Raw genomic sequence first — 16,279 nt, 5'->3', positions numbered from 1 at the left:
GACACGCAGAGCGGGTTGAAGATCGGCTCGATCGAGCTCGCCAGCCCGGTGGTGCTGGCCCCGATGGCCGGTGTGACCAACGTCGCATTCCGCACGCTCTGCCGCGAATTGGAGCGATCCCGGGCGGGTACCGTCAGCGGGCTCTACGTCTGCGAGATGATCACCGCCCGGGCGCTGGTCGAACGCAACGCCGCCACCTTGCACATGACGACGTTCGGCCCGGACGAGTCACCGCGCTCGCTGCAGCTCTACACCGTCGACCCGGACACCACCTACGCCGCGGCGAAGATGATCGCCGACGAGGGCCTGGCCGACCACATCGATATGAACTTCGGCTGCCCGGTGCCCAAGGTGACCCGGCTCGGGGGAGGGTCGGCGCTGCCCTACAAGCGCCGGCTGTTCGGCAACATCGTCGCGGCAGCCGTGCGGGGTACGGCCGGTACCGACATTCCGGTGACCGTGAAGTTCCGGATCGGTATCGACGACGCCCACCACACCCATCTGGACGCCGGGCGCATCGCCGAGGCCGAGGGCGCCGCGGCCGTGGCCCTGCACGCGCGGACCGCCTCGCAGCGCTACTCCGGCACCGCGGATTGGGACCAGATCGCCCAGCTCAAGGCGCATGTCACCTCGATTCCCGTGCTGGGCAACGGGGACATCTTCGAAGCCGGCGATGCGCTGGCCATGATGGCCGCCACCGGCTGCGACGGCGTGGTGATCGGCCGGGGCTGCCTGGGCCGGCCGTGGCTGTTCGGGGAGCTGTCGGCGGCGTTCGCCGGCCGGCCCTCCCCCACGCCCCCCACCCTGGGTGAGGTCGCCGACATCATCCGCCGGCACGGCGTGCTGTTGGCAGCGCACTTCGGTGAGGACAAGGGCATGCGCGAGATCCGCAAGCACGTCGCCTGGTACCTGCACGGATTTCCGGCCGGTTCGGAACTGCGGCGCGCGCTGGCGATGGTCACCACCCTGGGCGAGCTCGACGGACTGCTGGGGCAGCTGGACGGATCGATCCCGTTTCCCGACGCTGCGACCGGGCCGCGCGGCCGGCAGGGCTCAGCGGCCAAGGTCGCCCTTCCCGATGGCTGGCTGGCGGACCCGGACGACTGTGCGGTGCCCGTTGGGGCGGACATTATGCACTCAGGTGGCTGAAATGAGACGTTCTCGACATCGCGTGTCACGAAAAGTCTCAGTAGTATGAGTTGCTTGCCGCCCCCGCCCCGGGGGTAGTCCCGCTGAGGACGCACGACTGAGCTGACGTGGCAGGAGCCCGCCAGTCCCAAATTTTCCGGAGGCCCTTGAGGACATGAGTGACGGCGATAACGCCACTCCTGGCCGTTGGGTACCTGATGGCCGGGATGACGCGGAACACCAGCTGATGACGATGAGCCCACCCGGTCCTGCGCCATGGGAGCGCTGGCAGGACGCGTCCAACGCCGCCCCCGCCCCGTCCAACGACGCCCCCGACCCGTCTCGGCCCGAGGGCGAGCCCTCGCGGCGCCGCAACGGCGGTACGGGATCGGTGAGCGTCGCCGACCTGATCGCCCGGGTCAACGCGGACGCTCCACCGTCGGGAGGCCGCACCCGGCGCCGCGCCCCCGAGGAACCGGAGACCCCTCAGGGACCAGAAGCACCCCCAGCCCAACAGCGCCCGCCGGCCCCGCGGCCCCGGGTCTCCCCCGAACCCGCAGAGATCGAGTACCCGTCGGAGCTGCCCGACCTCGACCGGATTCACCGCCCGCGGCGCGCTCCGGTCGACCTCGACAGCCTGTGGGACGAAGTCGAGGCTCCCACCACCCGGCTTCCCGATGTAGCAGCCGAGATCCCGCCGGTCCGCATCGAGCCGATCCCGCCGGTCCGCACCACGCCGATCCCCGACCCGCCGCACCAGCAGCAGCATCACCGGACTCTGCTGGCCGGCCGCCTGGTGGCGGCAATGATGGCCGTCCTGGCCCTGGTGCTGACCGGTTCTGCCTGGCAGTGGAGTTCGTCAAAGAACCGCAGCCTCAACCACGTCAGCGCGCTGGACCCCGACTCGCACGACATTCTGGACGCGGCCGGACAGTACGGCGACGAAAACTTCCTGATCGTCGGGGCAGACACCCGCGCCGGGGCCAACAGCAATGTCGGCGCGGGCAGCGCCGACGACGCCGAGGGCGCCCGTTCGGACACCATCATGCTGGTCAACATCCCGGCGAACCGTAAGCGTGTCGTGGTGGTGTCGTTCCCACGCGACCTGGCCATCACCCCGATCGAGTGTGACGTCTGGAACGCCGCGACCGGCGCATACGGCCCGATCTACGACGAGCAGACCGGGACCTACAGCGGCGAGACGGTCTACACCGAGACGAAGCTGAACTCGACCTACGCCTACGGCGGACCGAAGTGCCTGGTCAAGGAGATCCAGAAGCTGTCCGGGCTGGCGATCAACCGGTTCATGGCCGTCGACTTCGTCGGCTTCGGCAAGATGGTCGACGCGCTCGGCGGCGTCGAGGTGTGTACCACCAGCCCGCTGTACGACCTGGTGCTGGGCAGCGTCCTGGAAGACACCGGGCGGCAGCGGGTCGACGGCACCACCGCGCTGAACTACGTGCGGGCCCGCCACGTCACCACCGAGGACAACGGCGACTACGGCCGCATCAAGCGTCAGCAGCTGTTCCTGTCCTCGCTGCTGCGCTCGCTGATCTCCACCAACACCTTCTTCTCACCGACCAAGCTCAACAACGTGGTCAACATGTTCATCGGCGACAGCTCGGTGGACGGTGTCACTACCAAGGACCTGGTGAACCTCGGCCAGTCGCTGCAGAAGGTCGCCGCCGGCCACATCACCTTCGTGACAGTGCCGACCAGTGAGACCGACGAGAACGGCGACGAGGTCCCCCGGATGGACGACGTGCGGGCGCTGTTCGACGCGATCATCAACGACGACCCGCTGCCCGGCGAGAACAACCACAACGCCACGTCGGTGTCGACCACATCCACCGCGGCGCCGTCGACGGCTGCCCCGTCCTCGGTCGCCCCGGCCAAGCCGCAGGTCGAGCAGGTGCGCGCGGTCACCACGTCTCCCGGCGAGGTCACCGTGCGGGTGTCCAACGCCACCGAGCAGACCGGCCTGGCCGCCGCCACCTCGGAAAACCTGCAGCAGTGGGGCTTCGACGTCGACAACGCCGACGACTACCCCGGCACGGTCAAGACCAGCAAGGTGTTGTTCTCCCCGGGCAACGAACAGGCCGCCGCCACGGTGTCCTCGGCACTGGGGGGCGCGCCGATCGAGCGGATCACCGGCCTGGGCAACATCGTGCGCGTGGTGCTGGGTTCGGACTTCCGCAGTGTCAACAAGCCGGCGGCCAGCGGCTCGCAGATCAGCGTGCAGCTCAACCGCGGCGCCAGCGTCGAAGCGACCACCCTGCCCGATGACCTGACGGTCACCAACGCCGCCGACACCAGCTGCGAATAGACCCGCGGCCGGCAACTGCCGGCACGCCCGCGATCGCCGTTCACGCTAGTCTGGGGGCTATGCGCACCGCCTACCACGAGCAACTCTCGCACCTGGCCGAACAACTCGGCACCATGTGCGGCCTCGCCGGAAAGGCCATGGAACGTGCCACGCAGGCGCTGCTGCAGGCCGACCTGGTGCTTGCCGAGCAGGTCATCACCGATCACGAACAGATCGCCGCGATGAGCGCCCGCGCCGAGGAGAGCGCGTTCGTACTGCTGGCGTTGCAGGCTCCGGTCGCCGGGGACCTGCGGGCCATCGTCGGCTCCATCCAGATGGTCGCCGATATCGACCGGATGGGCGCCCTGGCGCTGCACGTCGCCAAGATCGCCCGGCGCCGCCACCCCCAACACGCACTGCCCGAGGAGGTCAACGGCTACTTCGCCGAAATGGGCCGGGTGGCAGTCGAATTGGGCAACAGCGCCCAGGAGGTGCTGCTCTCGCGCGACCCGGAGAAAGCCGCCCGCATCCGCGAAGAAGACGACGCGATGGACGACCTGCACCGGCACTTGTTCTCGGTGATGATGGACAAGGAATGGCGGCATGGGGTGGCCGCGGCCGTCGATGTGACCCTGCTTGGCCGGTTCTACGAGCGCTTCGCCGACCACGCAGTCGAGGTCGCCCGTCGGGTGATCTTCCAGGCCACCGGCAAGTTCCCCGACGAGAACACCCTGCCCTCATCCGAGTAGGGCATCGATCGCGCGATAGATGCGCTGTTCACTCACCGGCCGGGGCGTGCCCAGCTGCTGGGCCCATAGGCTCACTCGTAATTCCTGGATCTGGCGGGCGATGTCGAGCACGTCGTCGTCGTGGTGGCGTGCCGTCGGCAGCGCCGTCAACACGTCTCGGTAGGCGTCCTGCACCGCATGCACCCGGGCCATCCGATCCCGGTCGGCCTGCGCTGCACGGGGCAGTTGCTCGAGCCGGCGGCCGGCCGCGATGAGGTAGCGGGTGAGGTCCGACAGGCGGTCGCGCCCGGTGGCAACGACGAATCCGGGTGCCAGCAGCGCGTCCAGCTGACCGTCGATGTCGGCGATCGCCTCGGCGTGCGCGGCCGGCGGCTGGGCCGGCAGCGCCAGCTGGACGTCACGGGCGGCGGCCAACACCTTCTCGACCCGGGCCAGCACGTCGGCGGTGGCCCGCACCAGGTGCTCGGCCACGTGAGCGCGCGCCGCGGCGAACTCGTCGCGGGTCCCGACCGGCGAGGGTGTCAGCGCGTCGGTCGCGGCGTCCGCGCAGTCGTCGATCAGCGCCGCCAGCGAGCCGTCCGGGTTCGCCTTGAGCATCAGCCTGCTCTGCGAACTCAACTGCCGTTCCACGGCTTTGACCGGCGAGGCCACCGCGCAGCGCAGCAGCCTGCGAAGGCCCGGCCGCGACGCAAATCGTTGCTGTGCCTCGGTGGCGAACACCCGCAGCCCCGCGGAATCGCCGTCGTCGACCAACGCCGGGAACCCCCGGACCATTCGCCCCGACACCAGCTGTTGCACGGCCCGCGGCAGGGTGTCCACGTCGTCCGGCCAGTCGCGCAGCCCGGTGCGTTCCCATTCGGCGCCGACCGCATCAGCCACCGCGTCGCGGGCCGAATCGGCAAGCCGATCCTGCAGGGCGGGAAGATCTTTGCCGCGGGCCACCTCGGTACCGTCGGCCGCCTCGACGGCGAACGTCACCCGCAGGTGCGCCGGCAGCCGGGTCAGGTCGAAGGCATCGGTGGGCACCGACACCCCGGTGCTGCGGCGCAGCTCAGCCGTCAGCGCCTCGAGCAGCGGGCCGGTGAGCGACTCGAGTGCCGGGAGCAGCGCGCGGGCGGTGTCGGGTGCGGGAACGAAGTTGCGCCGCAACTCCTTCGGCAGGGACCGGATCAGCGCGGTGAGCATTTCTTCGCGCAGAGCCGGCACCTGCCAGGCGAATTCGTCACCGCCGAGCCGCGCCAGCACGTCGATCGGCACGTGTACGGTGACGCCGTCGTCGGCCGCACCCGGCTCGAACCGGTAGCTCAGCGGGAGCGCGACATCGCCGGCCGCCCAGCTGTCGGGCCGGTCGGCGTCGACGGCATCGGTGCGCAGCAACTCGGTGCGGGTGAACGTGAGCAGCTCGGGACTGCGGTGCTGCTGCTTGCGCCACCACCCGTCGAAGTGCCGCGCCGAGATCACCTCGGCGGGAATCCTTTTGTCGTAGAGGTCATAGACGGTGTCATCGTCGACTATCAGGTCATGGCGCCGCACCCGGTCCTGCAGCTCCTGCAGTTCGCTGAGCAGTGCGGCGTTGTCCGCCAGGAACCGGTGTCGGCTCACCCAGTCCCTCTCGACCAGCGCGTGCCGGATGAACAGTTCGCGGGCTACCACCGGGTCCACCCGCGCATAGCCCACCCGGCGGCGCGCGGCCAGCACCAGTCCGTAGAGCGTCGCCTTTTCGAAGGCCATCACCTCGCCGCGCCGGGCGTCCCAATGCGGTTCGCTGTAGCTGCGCTGCACCAGGTCGGCCGCCACCCGCTCGACGGTCTCGGGTGAGATGCGTGCGGCGGTGCGCCCGAACAGCCGGCTGGTCTCCACCAGCTCGGCCACCACCGTCCAGCGCGGCGGGCGTTTGGCCAGTGCCGATCCGGGTGCCAGCACGAACTTCGAGTTACGCGCCCCGGCGAACTCGCGGCCGTCGTCGCGGCGCATCCCGACATGCGACAGCAGCCCGGCCAACAGTGCGGCGTGCACGGCCGCCGGTTGCGCCGGCTCCCCCGATTCCCGGATGCCCAGGTCCGCGGCGATGCTGCGCAGCTGCCCGACCAGATCCTGCCATTCCCGGATCCGCAGGTAATGCAGGAACTCGTTGCGGCACATCCGGCGAAACGCGCTGCCGGTCAGGGCTTTCCGCTGATCCGTCAGGTATGCCCACAAGTTGAGGTAGGCGGTGAAATCCGAATCGTCATCGGCGAACCGGGCGTGCTTGGCGCGGGCCGCCTCCTCCCGGTCGGCCGGGCGCTCCCTGGGGTCGGGGATGGTCAGCGCGGCCGCCAGCACCAGCACCTCACGCACACAGCCCTCGGTCTCGGCGGCCAGGATCATCCGGCCCAGCCGCGGATCCACCGGCAGCCGGGCCAGCCGCCGCCCGACGGCCGTGATGGTCCCGTCAGCGGTGAACGCTCCGAGCTCGACCAGCAGCGCCACCCCGTCGCGGATGCTGCGCGCATCCGGCGGGTCGAGGAACCCGAAGTCCGCGACCTCCCCCAGACGCAGCGACGCCATCCGCAGCAGTACCGCAGCCAGGTTGGTGCGCAGCACCTCGGGATCGGTGTAGCGCGGGCGGGCATCGAAGTCGGCTTCGCTGTAGAGCCGGATGCACACCCCGGGCGCGGTGCGGCCGCACCGGCCGCTGCGCTGCGAAGCCGACGCCTGCGAGATGGGTTCGATCGGCAGCCGCTGCACCTTGAGCCGGCGACTGTAGCGGGAGATGCGGGCATTGCCCGGGTCGATGACATAGCGGATTCCCGGCACCGTCAGCGAGGTCTCGGCCACGTTGGTGGCCAACACAATCCGTCGACCGGCGCGGGCCGGAGCGAACACCTTCTGCTGTTCGGCGGTGGACAGCCGCGCATACAACGGCAGAATCTCGGTATTGGTCAGCCCACCGAGAGCTTCTGCGGTGTCCCGGATCTCGCGCTCACCGGACAGGAACACCAGGACGTCGCCGGGCGGTTCGGCGGACAGCTCATGCACCGCGTCGACGATCGCCTCGATCTCGTCGCGGGTCTCGGTGCGGATGATCTCGCGATCGGGATCGTCGGGGTCATCGGAGGCGGCTCCGGCGCCCAAGGCCACCGGCAGTTCCAGTGGTCGATAACGGATCTCGACCGGGTAGCTGCGGCCCGAGACCTCCACGATGGGTGCACCACCCAGATGTTCTGCGAAGCGCTGCGGTTCGATGGTGGCCGAGGTGATGATCACCTTGAGGTCCGGCCGCCGCGGCAGCAGCTCGCGCAGGTAGCCGAGCAGGAAGTCGATGTTGAGGCTGCGTTCGTGGGCCTCGTCGATGATCAGCGTGTCGTAGCGCAGCAGCCGGCGGTCGCGTTCGAGTTCGGCGAGCAGAATCCCGTCGGTCATCAGCTTGACCAGCGTGCGGTCCGACACCCGGTCGGTGAACCGCACCGCATAGCCGACTACATCGCCGAGCGGGCACCCCAACTCCTCGGCGATGCGCTGGGCCACCGTGCGGGCGGCCAGCCGGCGCGGCTGGGTGTGCCCGATGGTGCCGCGGATGCCGCGACCGAGCTCCAGGCAGATCTTGGGCAGCTGCGTGGTCTTGCCCGACCCGGTCTCACCGGCGACCACCACGACCTGGTGATCGCGGATCGCCGCGGCGATCTCGTCGCGGCGCGCACTGACCGGCAGGTCGGGATAGCGGACCTCCGGCACCGCGGCGCTACGCGCGGCAACCAGTGCCTGCGCGGCACCCATCCGCTCGGCCAGCTTCCGCAGCTGCTCGGGCTTTGCGTCGCGCAGGTCCTTGAGGCGCCGCCCGAAGTGGACCGCGTCCCGCACGGTCAGCTCGTCGAGGAGCGTACGCAGCTGCGCGACGGACGGTTCGACCACTTCGCGAAGCATACGGACCTGGCCGGCCTACCTGTCATCTGGCATTTAGCAAGTCCATATCGGCGTCATCAGAATTCCACCAGAATTCCACCGTCGGATCATGGCTGTTCACCGTAGCGTAACCTTTGTTCACCGCATTAAATAGAGGGAAACCGACTCGGCACGCACGTCATTATTTCGGATAGGCGCCCGGGTTTATTCGGTGATGTCGCATAAGCGGTCATCGCCCCTGATTTGTCTGCGAAAGGTCAATGTGAAACTGAACGGGATTGGTACTGCGCTGGGCATTATGGCGACCGGCGCATTGGTGTTATCCGGGTGCGGTAGCGACAAGAACACCGACACCGCTGAGAAGACAACCTCGGGCTCGGTCGCCACCGGCGGAAACTGCGGCGGCGCGGAGACTCTGAAGGCCAGCGGATCGACCGCGCAGCAGAACGCGATGTCCCGGTTCGTCAAGGCATTCATCGACGAATGTTCGGACCACAACGTCAACTACACCGCCAACGGGTCGGGTGCCGGTATCCGAGAGTTCGTCGGCGGCCAGACCGACTTCGCCGGCTCCGACGTCCCGCTGGGCGCCGACGACTACGCCGAGGCGCAGCAGCGCTGCGGCTCCCCGGCATGGAACCTGCCGGTGGTGTTCGGCCCGATCGCGATCACCTACAACATCGCGGGCGTCGACAACCTGATCCTCGACGGCCCGACCGCCGCGAAGATCTTCAACGGCACCATCACCAGCTGGGATGACGCGGCGATCAAGGCACTCAACCCGACCGCCACGCTGCCCGCCCAGCCGATCCACGTGGTGTTCCGCAGCGACGAGTCCGGGACCACCGACAACTTCCAGCAGTACCTGGACGCCGCCTCCGGTGGGGCCTGGGGCAAGGGCGCCGGTAAGTCCTTCACCGGCGGCGTCGGCGAAGGCGCCAAGGGCAACGACGGAACCGCCGGCGCCATCGCGGCCACCGAGGGGGCGATCACCTACAACGAATGGTCATTCGCCCAGGCCAAGAATCTGGCCACCGCCCAGATCGTCACTTCGGCCGGCCCCGACCCGGTCGCGATCAGCACCGAGTCGGTCGGCAAGACCATCGCCGGTGCCACCATCAAGGGCCAAGGCAACGACCTGGTGCTCGACACGGCGTCGTTCTACCAGCCGACTCAGACCGGCTCGTACCCGATCGTGCTGGCCACCTACGAGGTGGTGTGCTCGAAATACCCGGACGCCGATGTCGGCACGGCGGTGCGCCTGTTCCTGAAGTCGACCATCGGCCCCGGCCAGAGCGGTCTGGCCGACAACGGCTACGTGCCGATCCCCGAGGCTTTCAAGGCTCGCCTGGCGTCCGCGGTCGACGCCATCTCGTGACACCCGGGAATCCGCCGACGTCGCTGATGAGCAGTCGCTCGCCGAGAGGCGAGCGACTGTTCCGGGCGGCAGCGGTCTCGGCCGGATCGACAGTGGTGGTGGTGATCGCGCTGATCGCGATCTTCCTGCTGGTGCGTGCATTCCCGTCGTTGCTCGCCAACGAGGCGAACTTCTTCACCAGCCCGGAGTTCCTCACGAACGATCCCGACCACCTGTCGTTCGGCATCCGGGACCTGCTGATGGTCACGGTGTTGAGCTCGGTGTTCGCGTTGACACTGGCGGTGCCGATATCGATCGGTATCGCAATCTTCCTCACCCAGTACGCGCCCCGCCGGCTGACCCGGCCGTTTGCCGTGGTGGTCGACCTGCTGGCGGCGGTGCCGTCCATCATCTTCGGCCTGTGGGGGATCTTCGTGCTGGCGCCGATGCTGGTGCCGCTGATGCGATTCCTCCACCGTCACTTCGGCTGGCTGTTCCTGTTCGACAAGGGCAACGTGTCGCTGGCCGGCGGCGGCACGATCTTCACCGCGGGAATCGTGCTGGCCGTGATGATCCTGCCGATCATCACCTCGGTCTCGCGGGAGGTATTTCGGCAGACCCCGGTCGCTCACATCGAAGCCGCCCACGCCCTGGGAGCCACTCGCTGGGAGGTGGTCCGCATGGCGGTGCTGCCCTACGGCCGCAGCGGCGTGATCGCCGCGGCGATGCTGGGCCTGGGGCGCGCCCTGGGTGAGACGGTCGCGATGCTGATCATCCTGCGGGCTGCGGCAAAGCCTGGGAACTGGTCGCTGTTCGACGGCGGGTACACGTTCGCATCCAAAATCGCGTCGGCGGCGGCGGAGTTCAGCGCCCCGCTGCCTACCGGCGCCTACATCGCCGCGGGGTTCGCATTGTTCGCGCTCACATTCTTCGTCAATGCCGCTGCTCGCGCGGTAGCCGGCGGCAAGGTCAACGGATGAGCACCCAACTGCTCGACGCACCGGTCAAACCGTCGGTGCCACGTCGCCGCCATCACCTCAGCATGCGGCGCCGGTTGACCGACAAGCTGGCCACGGCGGCGTTCACCGCCTCGTTCGCCGTCGCGGCGGTCCCGTTGGTCTGGCTGCTCTGGGTCGTGGTGGCCCGAGGTTGGCACGCGATCATCAATCTCGACTGGTGGACGCACTCGCTACGAGGCGTCCTGCCCGAAGAGTTTGCCGGCGGGGTGTACCACGCGCTGTACGGCACCCTGGTGCAGGCTGGGATCGCCGCCGCGCTGGCGGTGCCGCTGGGGCTGATGACGGCCATCTACCTGATCGAGTACGGCGGCGGCCGATGGGCGCGAGTGACCACCTTCATGGTCGACGTGCTTGCCGGGGTGCCGTCGATCGTGGCGTCGCTGTTCGTCTTCAGCCTCTGGATCGCCACCCTGCGATTCGAGCAGAGCGCGTTCGCGGTGTCACTGGCGCTGGCCCTGCTGATGTTGCCGATCGTGGTGCGCTCCACCGAGGAGATGCTGCGCCTGGTCCCCGACGAACTGCGGGAGGCCAGCTACGCGCTGGGTGTGCCGCGATGGAAAACGATCCTGCGTGTCGTCATTCCCACCGCACTCTCGGGCATTCTGTCGGGAATCTTCTTGTCGATCGCCCGGATCATGGGTGAGACCGCGCCGGTATTGGTGCTGGTGGGCTACAGCCGTTCGATCAACTACGACATCTTTCACGAGAACATGGCCTCGCTACCGCTGCTGATCTACTCCGAGCTGGGGAACCCGCAGGCGGCCGGGGCTGCCCGGGTGTGGGGTGCGGCGCTGACGCTGATCATCCTGGTCGCGATCAGCGCGATCGTGGCGGCCGTGGCGACTCGGCTGACCTCGGTCCACGATCGCTGACCGGCGAAGCTGGAACCGCCGCGAAAAGTCCGCGGTTCAGCCCCGCGGTTCGGCGCCGCCGACCAGTTTCACCACCCGGTTGTTGCCGCGGTCGGCGACATAAAGGGTGTCGCCCGAACCGACCACTACCTGCAGCGGGGTGTTCAGGCCGGTGAACGGCATCTTCGTCTGAGTATTGGCCCCAGCGGCCAGCTTCAGCACGGTGTGGCTGTCGTGGTTGGTGACGTAGACGTTGCCGGCCCCGTCGACGGTGACGCCCCACGGGGCATCGAGACCGGTGAACGGGAGCACGCTCTGGGTGTTGGATCCGGCGGCCAGCCGCACCACCCGATCATTGTCGGTGTCGGTGACGTAGACGTTGCCGGCGGAGTCGACGGCCACGTCGTCGGGGTTGTGCAGACCGGCGAACGGCAGCACCACCTGGCTGTCAGCCCCGGCCGGCAACTTGACCACCCGGTTGTTGCCCCGATCGGCGACGTAGACGCTGCCGGCGTTGTCCACCACCAGGCCTTCCGGATAGTTCAGCCCGGTGAACGGCAGCTCGGACTGGGCGTGGGAATCCGGGTCGAGCTTCACCACCCGATTGTTGAAATCGGTGACGTACACCGCGCCGGTTCGATCGACGGCTACCCCTTGCGGCTCGTAGAGCCCGGTGAACGGCAGCATCACCGGGGTGTGCGATCCAGGTTCCAGCTTCACCACCCGGCCGTACATGCTCTGGTTGGTGACGTAGATGTTTCCGCTGCCGTCCAGCGCCAACCCGCCCGGCGAGAGCCGGAAGCTCAGGCCGTCCAGGGGCAGCACGCTCTGCCCGTTGACCGACGCCGGCGCTGACGCCGACGCCCCGGGAGACGTATCCGAGCGGTGGGTGATCACGTAGCCGCCCGCCCCGACCACGACCAGCAGCGCAGCGGCTGCCGCGGCCGGCACCAGCCAGCGGCGATCGCCGCGGTTCTTTGTCTCGGCGGCGAATTCCGGCACGGCAGGCGAGGACTGCTGCGGCGGGTGGTCCCGCCAACCGGTGATGGCGGGCCGCACCTGGGTCTGCCCGTGCGGCTGGTCGTAGGCGTTCGGTTCGTACGCGCGCTGTTCGTAGCCGACCAGCTCCTGCCGGTATCCGTTGGCGGGCGAGCTCCCGCCACCGTTAGTGGCGGCACCGACGGCGCTGGCCATTCGGGTGGCCACCCCACCCTGCTCCACGATCATCGCGGCCTGATGCTGCTCTGCGGTGGTCAGCGCATCGTGTGCGGCGCGTGCCAGCTCACCGGCACTGCTGTATCGATCCCGCGGGTTCTTCGCCATCCCTCTGGCGATCACCTGGTCCAGTGCGTGCGGTACGTGGCCCGGCCGTAGCTGACTGGGCCGCGGGGCGGGTTCCATCAGATGTGAGGCGACCAGTCGTTCAATGGTCTCGGCCCGGTACGGCGGCTGGCCGCTCAGACACTCGCTCAGCACACAGGCCAGCGAATAGATGTCGGCGCGGTAGTCGACCTCGCCCCCACGGAACCGCTCCGGGGCCATGTAGTTGTAGGTGCCCAGCGCCATCCCGGTCTGGGTCAGGCCGGGATCTGCCGCGGCGCGGGCAATGCCGAAGTCGACAAGGTAGGCGAAGTCACCCCGGGTGAGCAGGATGTTCGCCGGCTTGATGTCGCGATGGGTGATTCCTCCGGCGTGCGCCGCGTCCAGGGCGGCGGCCACCTGTTCGACCACCGCCACCGCTCGAGCCGGGGCCAACGGGCCGAAGCGCTGCAACTCCATGCCCAGGTCATCTCCGTCGATCAGCCGCATCTCGACGAACATCTGACCGTCGATCTCGCCGTAGTCGTGGATGGGTACCACGTGCGGCTCGGTGAGCCTGCCCGCCGCGTCGGCCTCGCGCTGCATCCGGATCCGGAATGCCGGATTGCCCGACAGCACGGGAGTGATCAGTTTCAGTGCGACCGATCGGTGCTTGCGGGTGTCCTCGGCCTCATAGACCTCACCCATGCCGCCCCGCCCCAGCAGCCGAAGCAACCGGTAAGGACCGAATTGGGAACCCACCCGCGAAGCAGATCCGCTATCGTTCACGATGCTCCATTCACCCGGTCACGATCGGCATCAAGCAATCAACTGTTGCGGTGAACAGAAGATTAACCAAAGGTTACCAGCGAAAAGTGATCGTCGCAGATCTCGGCGATCAGGAAACTGCGTCGACGGCCGTCTTCAATTTCGAAGTGAATTCCGGCGGCAGCGGAATATAGCCGTACTGGTCCAGATCCTGCTGTCCGTCGCCGATCGCCGCTTGCATAAACGCCTTGACCGCTTGGGCCGTCGCCGAGTCAGGGTATTGCGAGCAGACGATCTCGTAGGTCACCAGCACGATCGGGTAGGCACCTGCCACGGTCGGCTTGTAGAACGAGGAGGTGTCCACCACCAGATCGTTCCCGGCGCCGCTGAACTTGGCTCCGGCGATGGTCTTGTCCACCGAGTCGACAGAGATGGTCACCGGCTGCGGGCCGGCAGAGGTGACTATCTGGGCCATGTTGAGCTCGCGCCCCACCGCATAGGACCACTCGTTGTAGGTGATCGACCCCTCGGTGGTGCGCAACATCGCCGAGGTGCCGTCGTTGCCCGCCGCTCCGACACCGGTGCCACCGTTGAAAGCCTTGCCCACACCGCGGCCCCAGCCGCCGTCGGAGGCGACGTCGAGGTACTTCTGAAAATTGTCGGTGGTTCCGGAGTCATCGCTGCGGAATACCACGTGAATGGGCTCGGCGGGCAACGCCGCATCTTTGTTGAGAGCTTTCAGCGCGGGGTCATCCCACTTGGTGATGGTGCCGTTGAAGATCTTGGCCAACGTGGGCCCGTCCAGATCGAGTTCGTTGACGCCGCCGATGTTGTAGGTCACGGCGATCGGACCGAAGACCGTCGGCAGATGCCAGGGCGTCGAGCCGCATCGCGCCGCCACCCGCTGCGGCTCACCGTTCGACGGATCAAGCGGAGAGTCTGACCCGGCCAAATCGGTTTGCCCACCGGCGAATTCAGCGATGCCGTTGCCAGATCCATTGGCCCGATAGTCCAGGGTGTAGTCCGGGCAGGCCCGGATGTAGGCGTAGACGAACTGTTCGATCGCATGCGCCTGAGCCGTCGAGCCACTCGCGGTCAGCTTCTGCTTGCCGCCGCACTGCACTTCCGAGGAGCCCGAACCTGACGAAGACGATTGCCCGACACCGCATCCCACGACCGTGAGCAGCACGACCGCCAGCAGACTCGAGACGATACCGAATCGCTTGGTCTTCACGGCACTCCTCGGCGGTCAGCGTGACAACCCCAAGCTAGCCGGACGTGGTAATAGGTCAGCCAAAGCGGCCCGAGATGTAGTCCTCGGTTTCCTTAAGTCTCGGATTAGAGAAGATTTTCTCGGTGTCATCGATCTCGACCAACCGGCCGGGTTTACCGACCGCCTCCAGGTTGAAGAACGCGGTCTGGTCACTCACCCGCGCCGCCTGCTGCATGTTGTGGGTGACGATCACGATGGTGTACTCCTGCTTGAGCTGGGAGATCAGCTCTTCGATGGCCATCGTCGAGATGGGATCCAACGCCGAGCAGGGCTCGTCCATCAACAGCACATCCGGCTGCACCGCGATGGCCCGGGCGATGCACAGTCGCTGCTGCTGGCCGCCGGAGAGCCCACCACCGGGCTTGTCGAGACGGTCCTTGACCTCGTTCCACAGGTTCGCCCCGCGCAGTGACTGCTCGGCGGTCTCGTCGAGCAGCTTGCGGTTGCGCACCCCTTGCAGAGTCAGACCAGCGACCACGTTGTCGCGAATCGACATGGTGGGAAACGGGTTTGGGCGCTGGAACACCATCCCGATCGCCTTGCGCACCCCCACCGGGTCGATGCCGGGTTGGTAGATGCACTCGCCGTCGAGCAGCACCGAACCCTCAACCCGTGCCCCCGGGATGACCTCGTGCATCCGGTTGAGGGTGCGCAACACCGTCGACTTGCCACATCCCGACGGCCCGATGAACGCGGTCACGCTGCGCGGCGGTACCGACAACGTCACATCGGCGACCGCGTGAAACGCCCCGTAGTAGATATTGACGTCGCTCAGGTCCAACCTTTTGGCCACCGGCAGCCATCTCCTCACTCGACTAACGCAACGATCTGCGCGCCAGCCTAGCCACGATGCGCCGTGAGGCGCCGTCTAGCCGAAGCGGCCGGAGATGTAGTCCTCGGTTTCCTTGCGGGTGGGGTTGGAAAAGATCTTCTCGGTGCCGTCAATCTCGATCAGCCGACCCGGCTTACCGACGTCGGCGAGGTTGAAGAACGCGGTCTGGTCACTCACCCGCGCCGCCTGCTGCATGTTGTGGGTGACGATCACGATGGTGTACTCCTGCTTGAGCTGGGAGATCAGCTCTTCGATGGCCATCGTCGAGATGGGATCCAACGCCGAGCAGGGCTCATCCATCAACAGCACATCCGGCTGCACCGCGATAGCCCGGGCAATACACAGTCGCTGCTGCTGGCCGCCCGAGAGCCCGCCGCCGGGCTTGTCGAGACGATCCTTGACCTCGTTCCACAAGTTGGCGCCGCGCAACGAGAACTCGGCCGTCTCGTCCAGAGCCCGTTTGTTGCGGATCCCCTGCAGCTTCAGACCGGCCACCACATTGTCGCGAATCGACATGGTGGGGAAGGGATTCGGGCGCTGAAACACCATCCCGACGGCTTTACGGACGCCCACCGGGTCGATCCCGGGGTGATAGATGTTCTGGCCGTCGAGCAACACCGACCCCTCGATGCGGGCCCCGGGGGTGATCTCATGCATCCGGTTGAGGGTGCGCAACACGGTCGACTTACCGCAGCCCGACGGCCCGATGAATGCGGTAACACTGCGCGGCGCGACCGACAACGTCACATCGGCGACCGCGTGGAACGCGCCGTAAAAGATGTTGAGGTCGGTCAGATCCAACCTTTTAGCCACCGT

General features: G+C 67.5%; 11 protein-coding genes. 6 read left to right on the top strand and 5 right to left on the bottom strand.

The features are described 5' to 3' along the window. Positions 1-15: 15 nt before the first annotated feature. From dusB to phoU, 3 genes are all read left to right on the top strand, one after another. A complete protein-coding gene (gene dusB, locus K6T84_RS03320) occupies positions 16-1,149 on the top strand; it encodes a tRNA dihydrouridine synthase DusB (protein ID WP_225400720.1) in 1,134 nt (377 codons plus the stop codon). A 226-nt stretch (positions 1,150-1,375) separates the two neighbouring features. Then, the gene (locus K6T84_RS03315; RefSeq protein WP_225402064.1) at positions 1,376-3,454 is read left to right on the top strand and encodes an LCP family protein; all 2,079 of its coding nucleotides are present in this window, start codon (positions 1,376-1,378) and stop codon (positions 3,452-3,454) included. Positions 3,455-3,513: 59 nt separating this feature from the next. Further along, positions 3,514-4,182 (top strand): phosphate signaling complex protein PhoU, encoded by a 669-nt coding sequence (gene phoU / locus K6T84_RS03310; RefSeq protein WP_224862771.1) that lies wholly within the window; start codon positions 3,514-3,516, stop codon positions 4,180-4,182. Here phoU and hrpA read toward each other — a convergent pair. Further along, on the bottom strand, positions 4,171-8,085 hold the full coding sequence (gene hrpA, locus K6T84_RS03305) for an ATP-dependent RNA helicase HrpA (protein ID WP_408066046.1): 3,915 nt from the start codon (positions 8,083-8,085) through the stop codon (positions 4,171-4,173). The genes phoU and hrpA overlap by 12 nt on opposite strands. Positions 8,086-8,326: 241 nt before the next feature. Between hrpA and pstS (K6T84_RS03300) the strand changes: the two genes are divergently transcribed. The 3 genes from pstS (K6T84_RS03300) to pstA are packed head-to-tail and all read left to right on the top strand — an operon-like array spanning position 8,327 to position 11,312. Continuing rightward, positions 8,327-9,442 carry a phosphate ABC transporter substrate-binding protein PstS gene (pstS, locus tag K6T84_RS03300; protein WP_225400722.1) on the top strand — a complete coding sequence of 372 codons (1,116 nt, stop codon included), beginning with the start codon at positions 8,327-8,329 and terminating at the stop codon, positions 9,440-9,442. Positions 9,443-9,468: 26 nt separating this feature from the next. Further along, a complete protein-coding gene (pstC, locus tag K6T84_RS03295; RefSeq protein ID WP_224862776.1) occupies positions 9,469-10,401 on the top strand; it encodes a phosphate ABC transporter permease subunit PstC in 933 nt (310 codons plus the stop codon). After that, entirely contained in the window at positions 10,398-11,312 is a 915-nt protein-coding gene (gene pstA, locus K6T84_RS03290) for a phosphate ABC transporter permease PstA (RefSeq protein ID WP_224862778.1), read from the top strand. Before pstC ends, pstA begins: the two co-directional genes overlap by 4 nt. Positions 11,313-11,348: 36 nt before the next feature. Here pstA and K6T84_RS03285 read toward each other — a convergent pair whose 3' ends face one another. The 4 genes from K6T84_RS03285 to pstB (K6T84_RS03270) form a co-directional block, all read right to left on the bottom strand. Next, entirely contained in the window at positions 11,349-13,379 is a 2,031-nt protein-coding gene (locus tag K6T84_RS03285) for a serine/threonine-protein kinase PknD (protein ID WP_225400723.1), read from the bottom strand. A gap of 109 nt (positions 13,380-13,488) precedes the next feature. Further along, entirely contained in the window at positions 13,489-14,592 is a 1,104-nt protein-coding gene (pstS, locus tag K6T84_RS03280; RefSeq protein WP_224862782.1) for a phosphate ABC transporter substrate-binding protein PstS, read from the bottom strand. A gap of 55 nt (positions 14,593-14,647) precedes the next feature. Next, a complete protein-coding gene (gene pstB, locus K6T84_RS03275; protein ID WP_225400724.1) occupies positions 14,648-15,424 on the bottom strand; it encodes a phosphate ABC transporter ATP-binding protein PstB in 777 nt (258 codons plus the stop codon). Positions 15,425-15,499: 75 nt separating this feature from the next. Beyond that, positions 15,500-16,276 (bottom strand): phosphate ABC transporter ATP-binding protein PstB, encoded by a 777-nt coding sequence (gene pstB, locus K6T84_RS03270; protein ID WP_225400725.1) that lies wholly within the window; start codon positions 16,274-16,276, stop codon positions 15,500-15,502. Between the last annotated feature and the right edge of the window lie 3 nt (positions 16,277-16,279).

Source organism: Mycobacterium zoologicum, assembly GCF_020181635.2.
GTDB classification, from domain to species: domain Bacteria; phylum Actinomycetota; class Actinomycetes; order Mycobacteriales; family Mycobacteriaceae; genus Mycobacterium; species Mycobacterium zoologicum.
Note: the sequence above shows the minus strand (reverse complement) of the source record. Positions and strands in the feature narration are given on the sequence as shown.

What these genes read in the sequence shown, in the direction of transcription:
- phoU (WP_224862771.1), top strand. Translation starts at nt 3,514, where the DNA reads ATGCGCACCGCCTACCACGAGCAACTCTCGCACCTGGCCGAACAACTC.
- K6T84_RS03315 (WP_225402064.1), top strand. Translation starts at nt 1,376, where the DNA reads ATGACGATGAGCCCACCCGGTCCTGCGCCATGGGAGCGCTGGCAGGAC.
- hrpA (WP_408066046.1), bottom strand. Translation starts at nt 8,085, where the DNA reads ATGCTTCGCGAAGTGGTCGAACCGTCCGTCGCGCAGCTGCGTACGCTC.
- pstC (WP_224862776.1), top strand. Translation starts at nt 9,469, where the DNA reads ATGAGCAGTCGCTCGCCGAGAGGCGAGCGACTGTTCCGGGCGGCAGCG.
- pstA (WP_224862778.1), top strand. Translation starts at nt 10,398, where the DNA reads ATGAGCACCCAACTGCTCGACGCACCGGTCAAACCGTCGGTGCCACGT.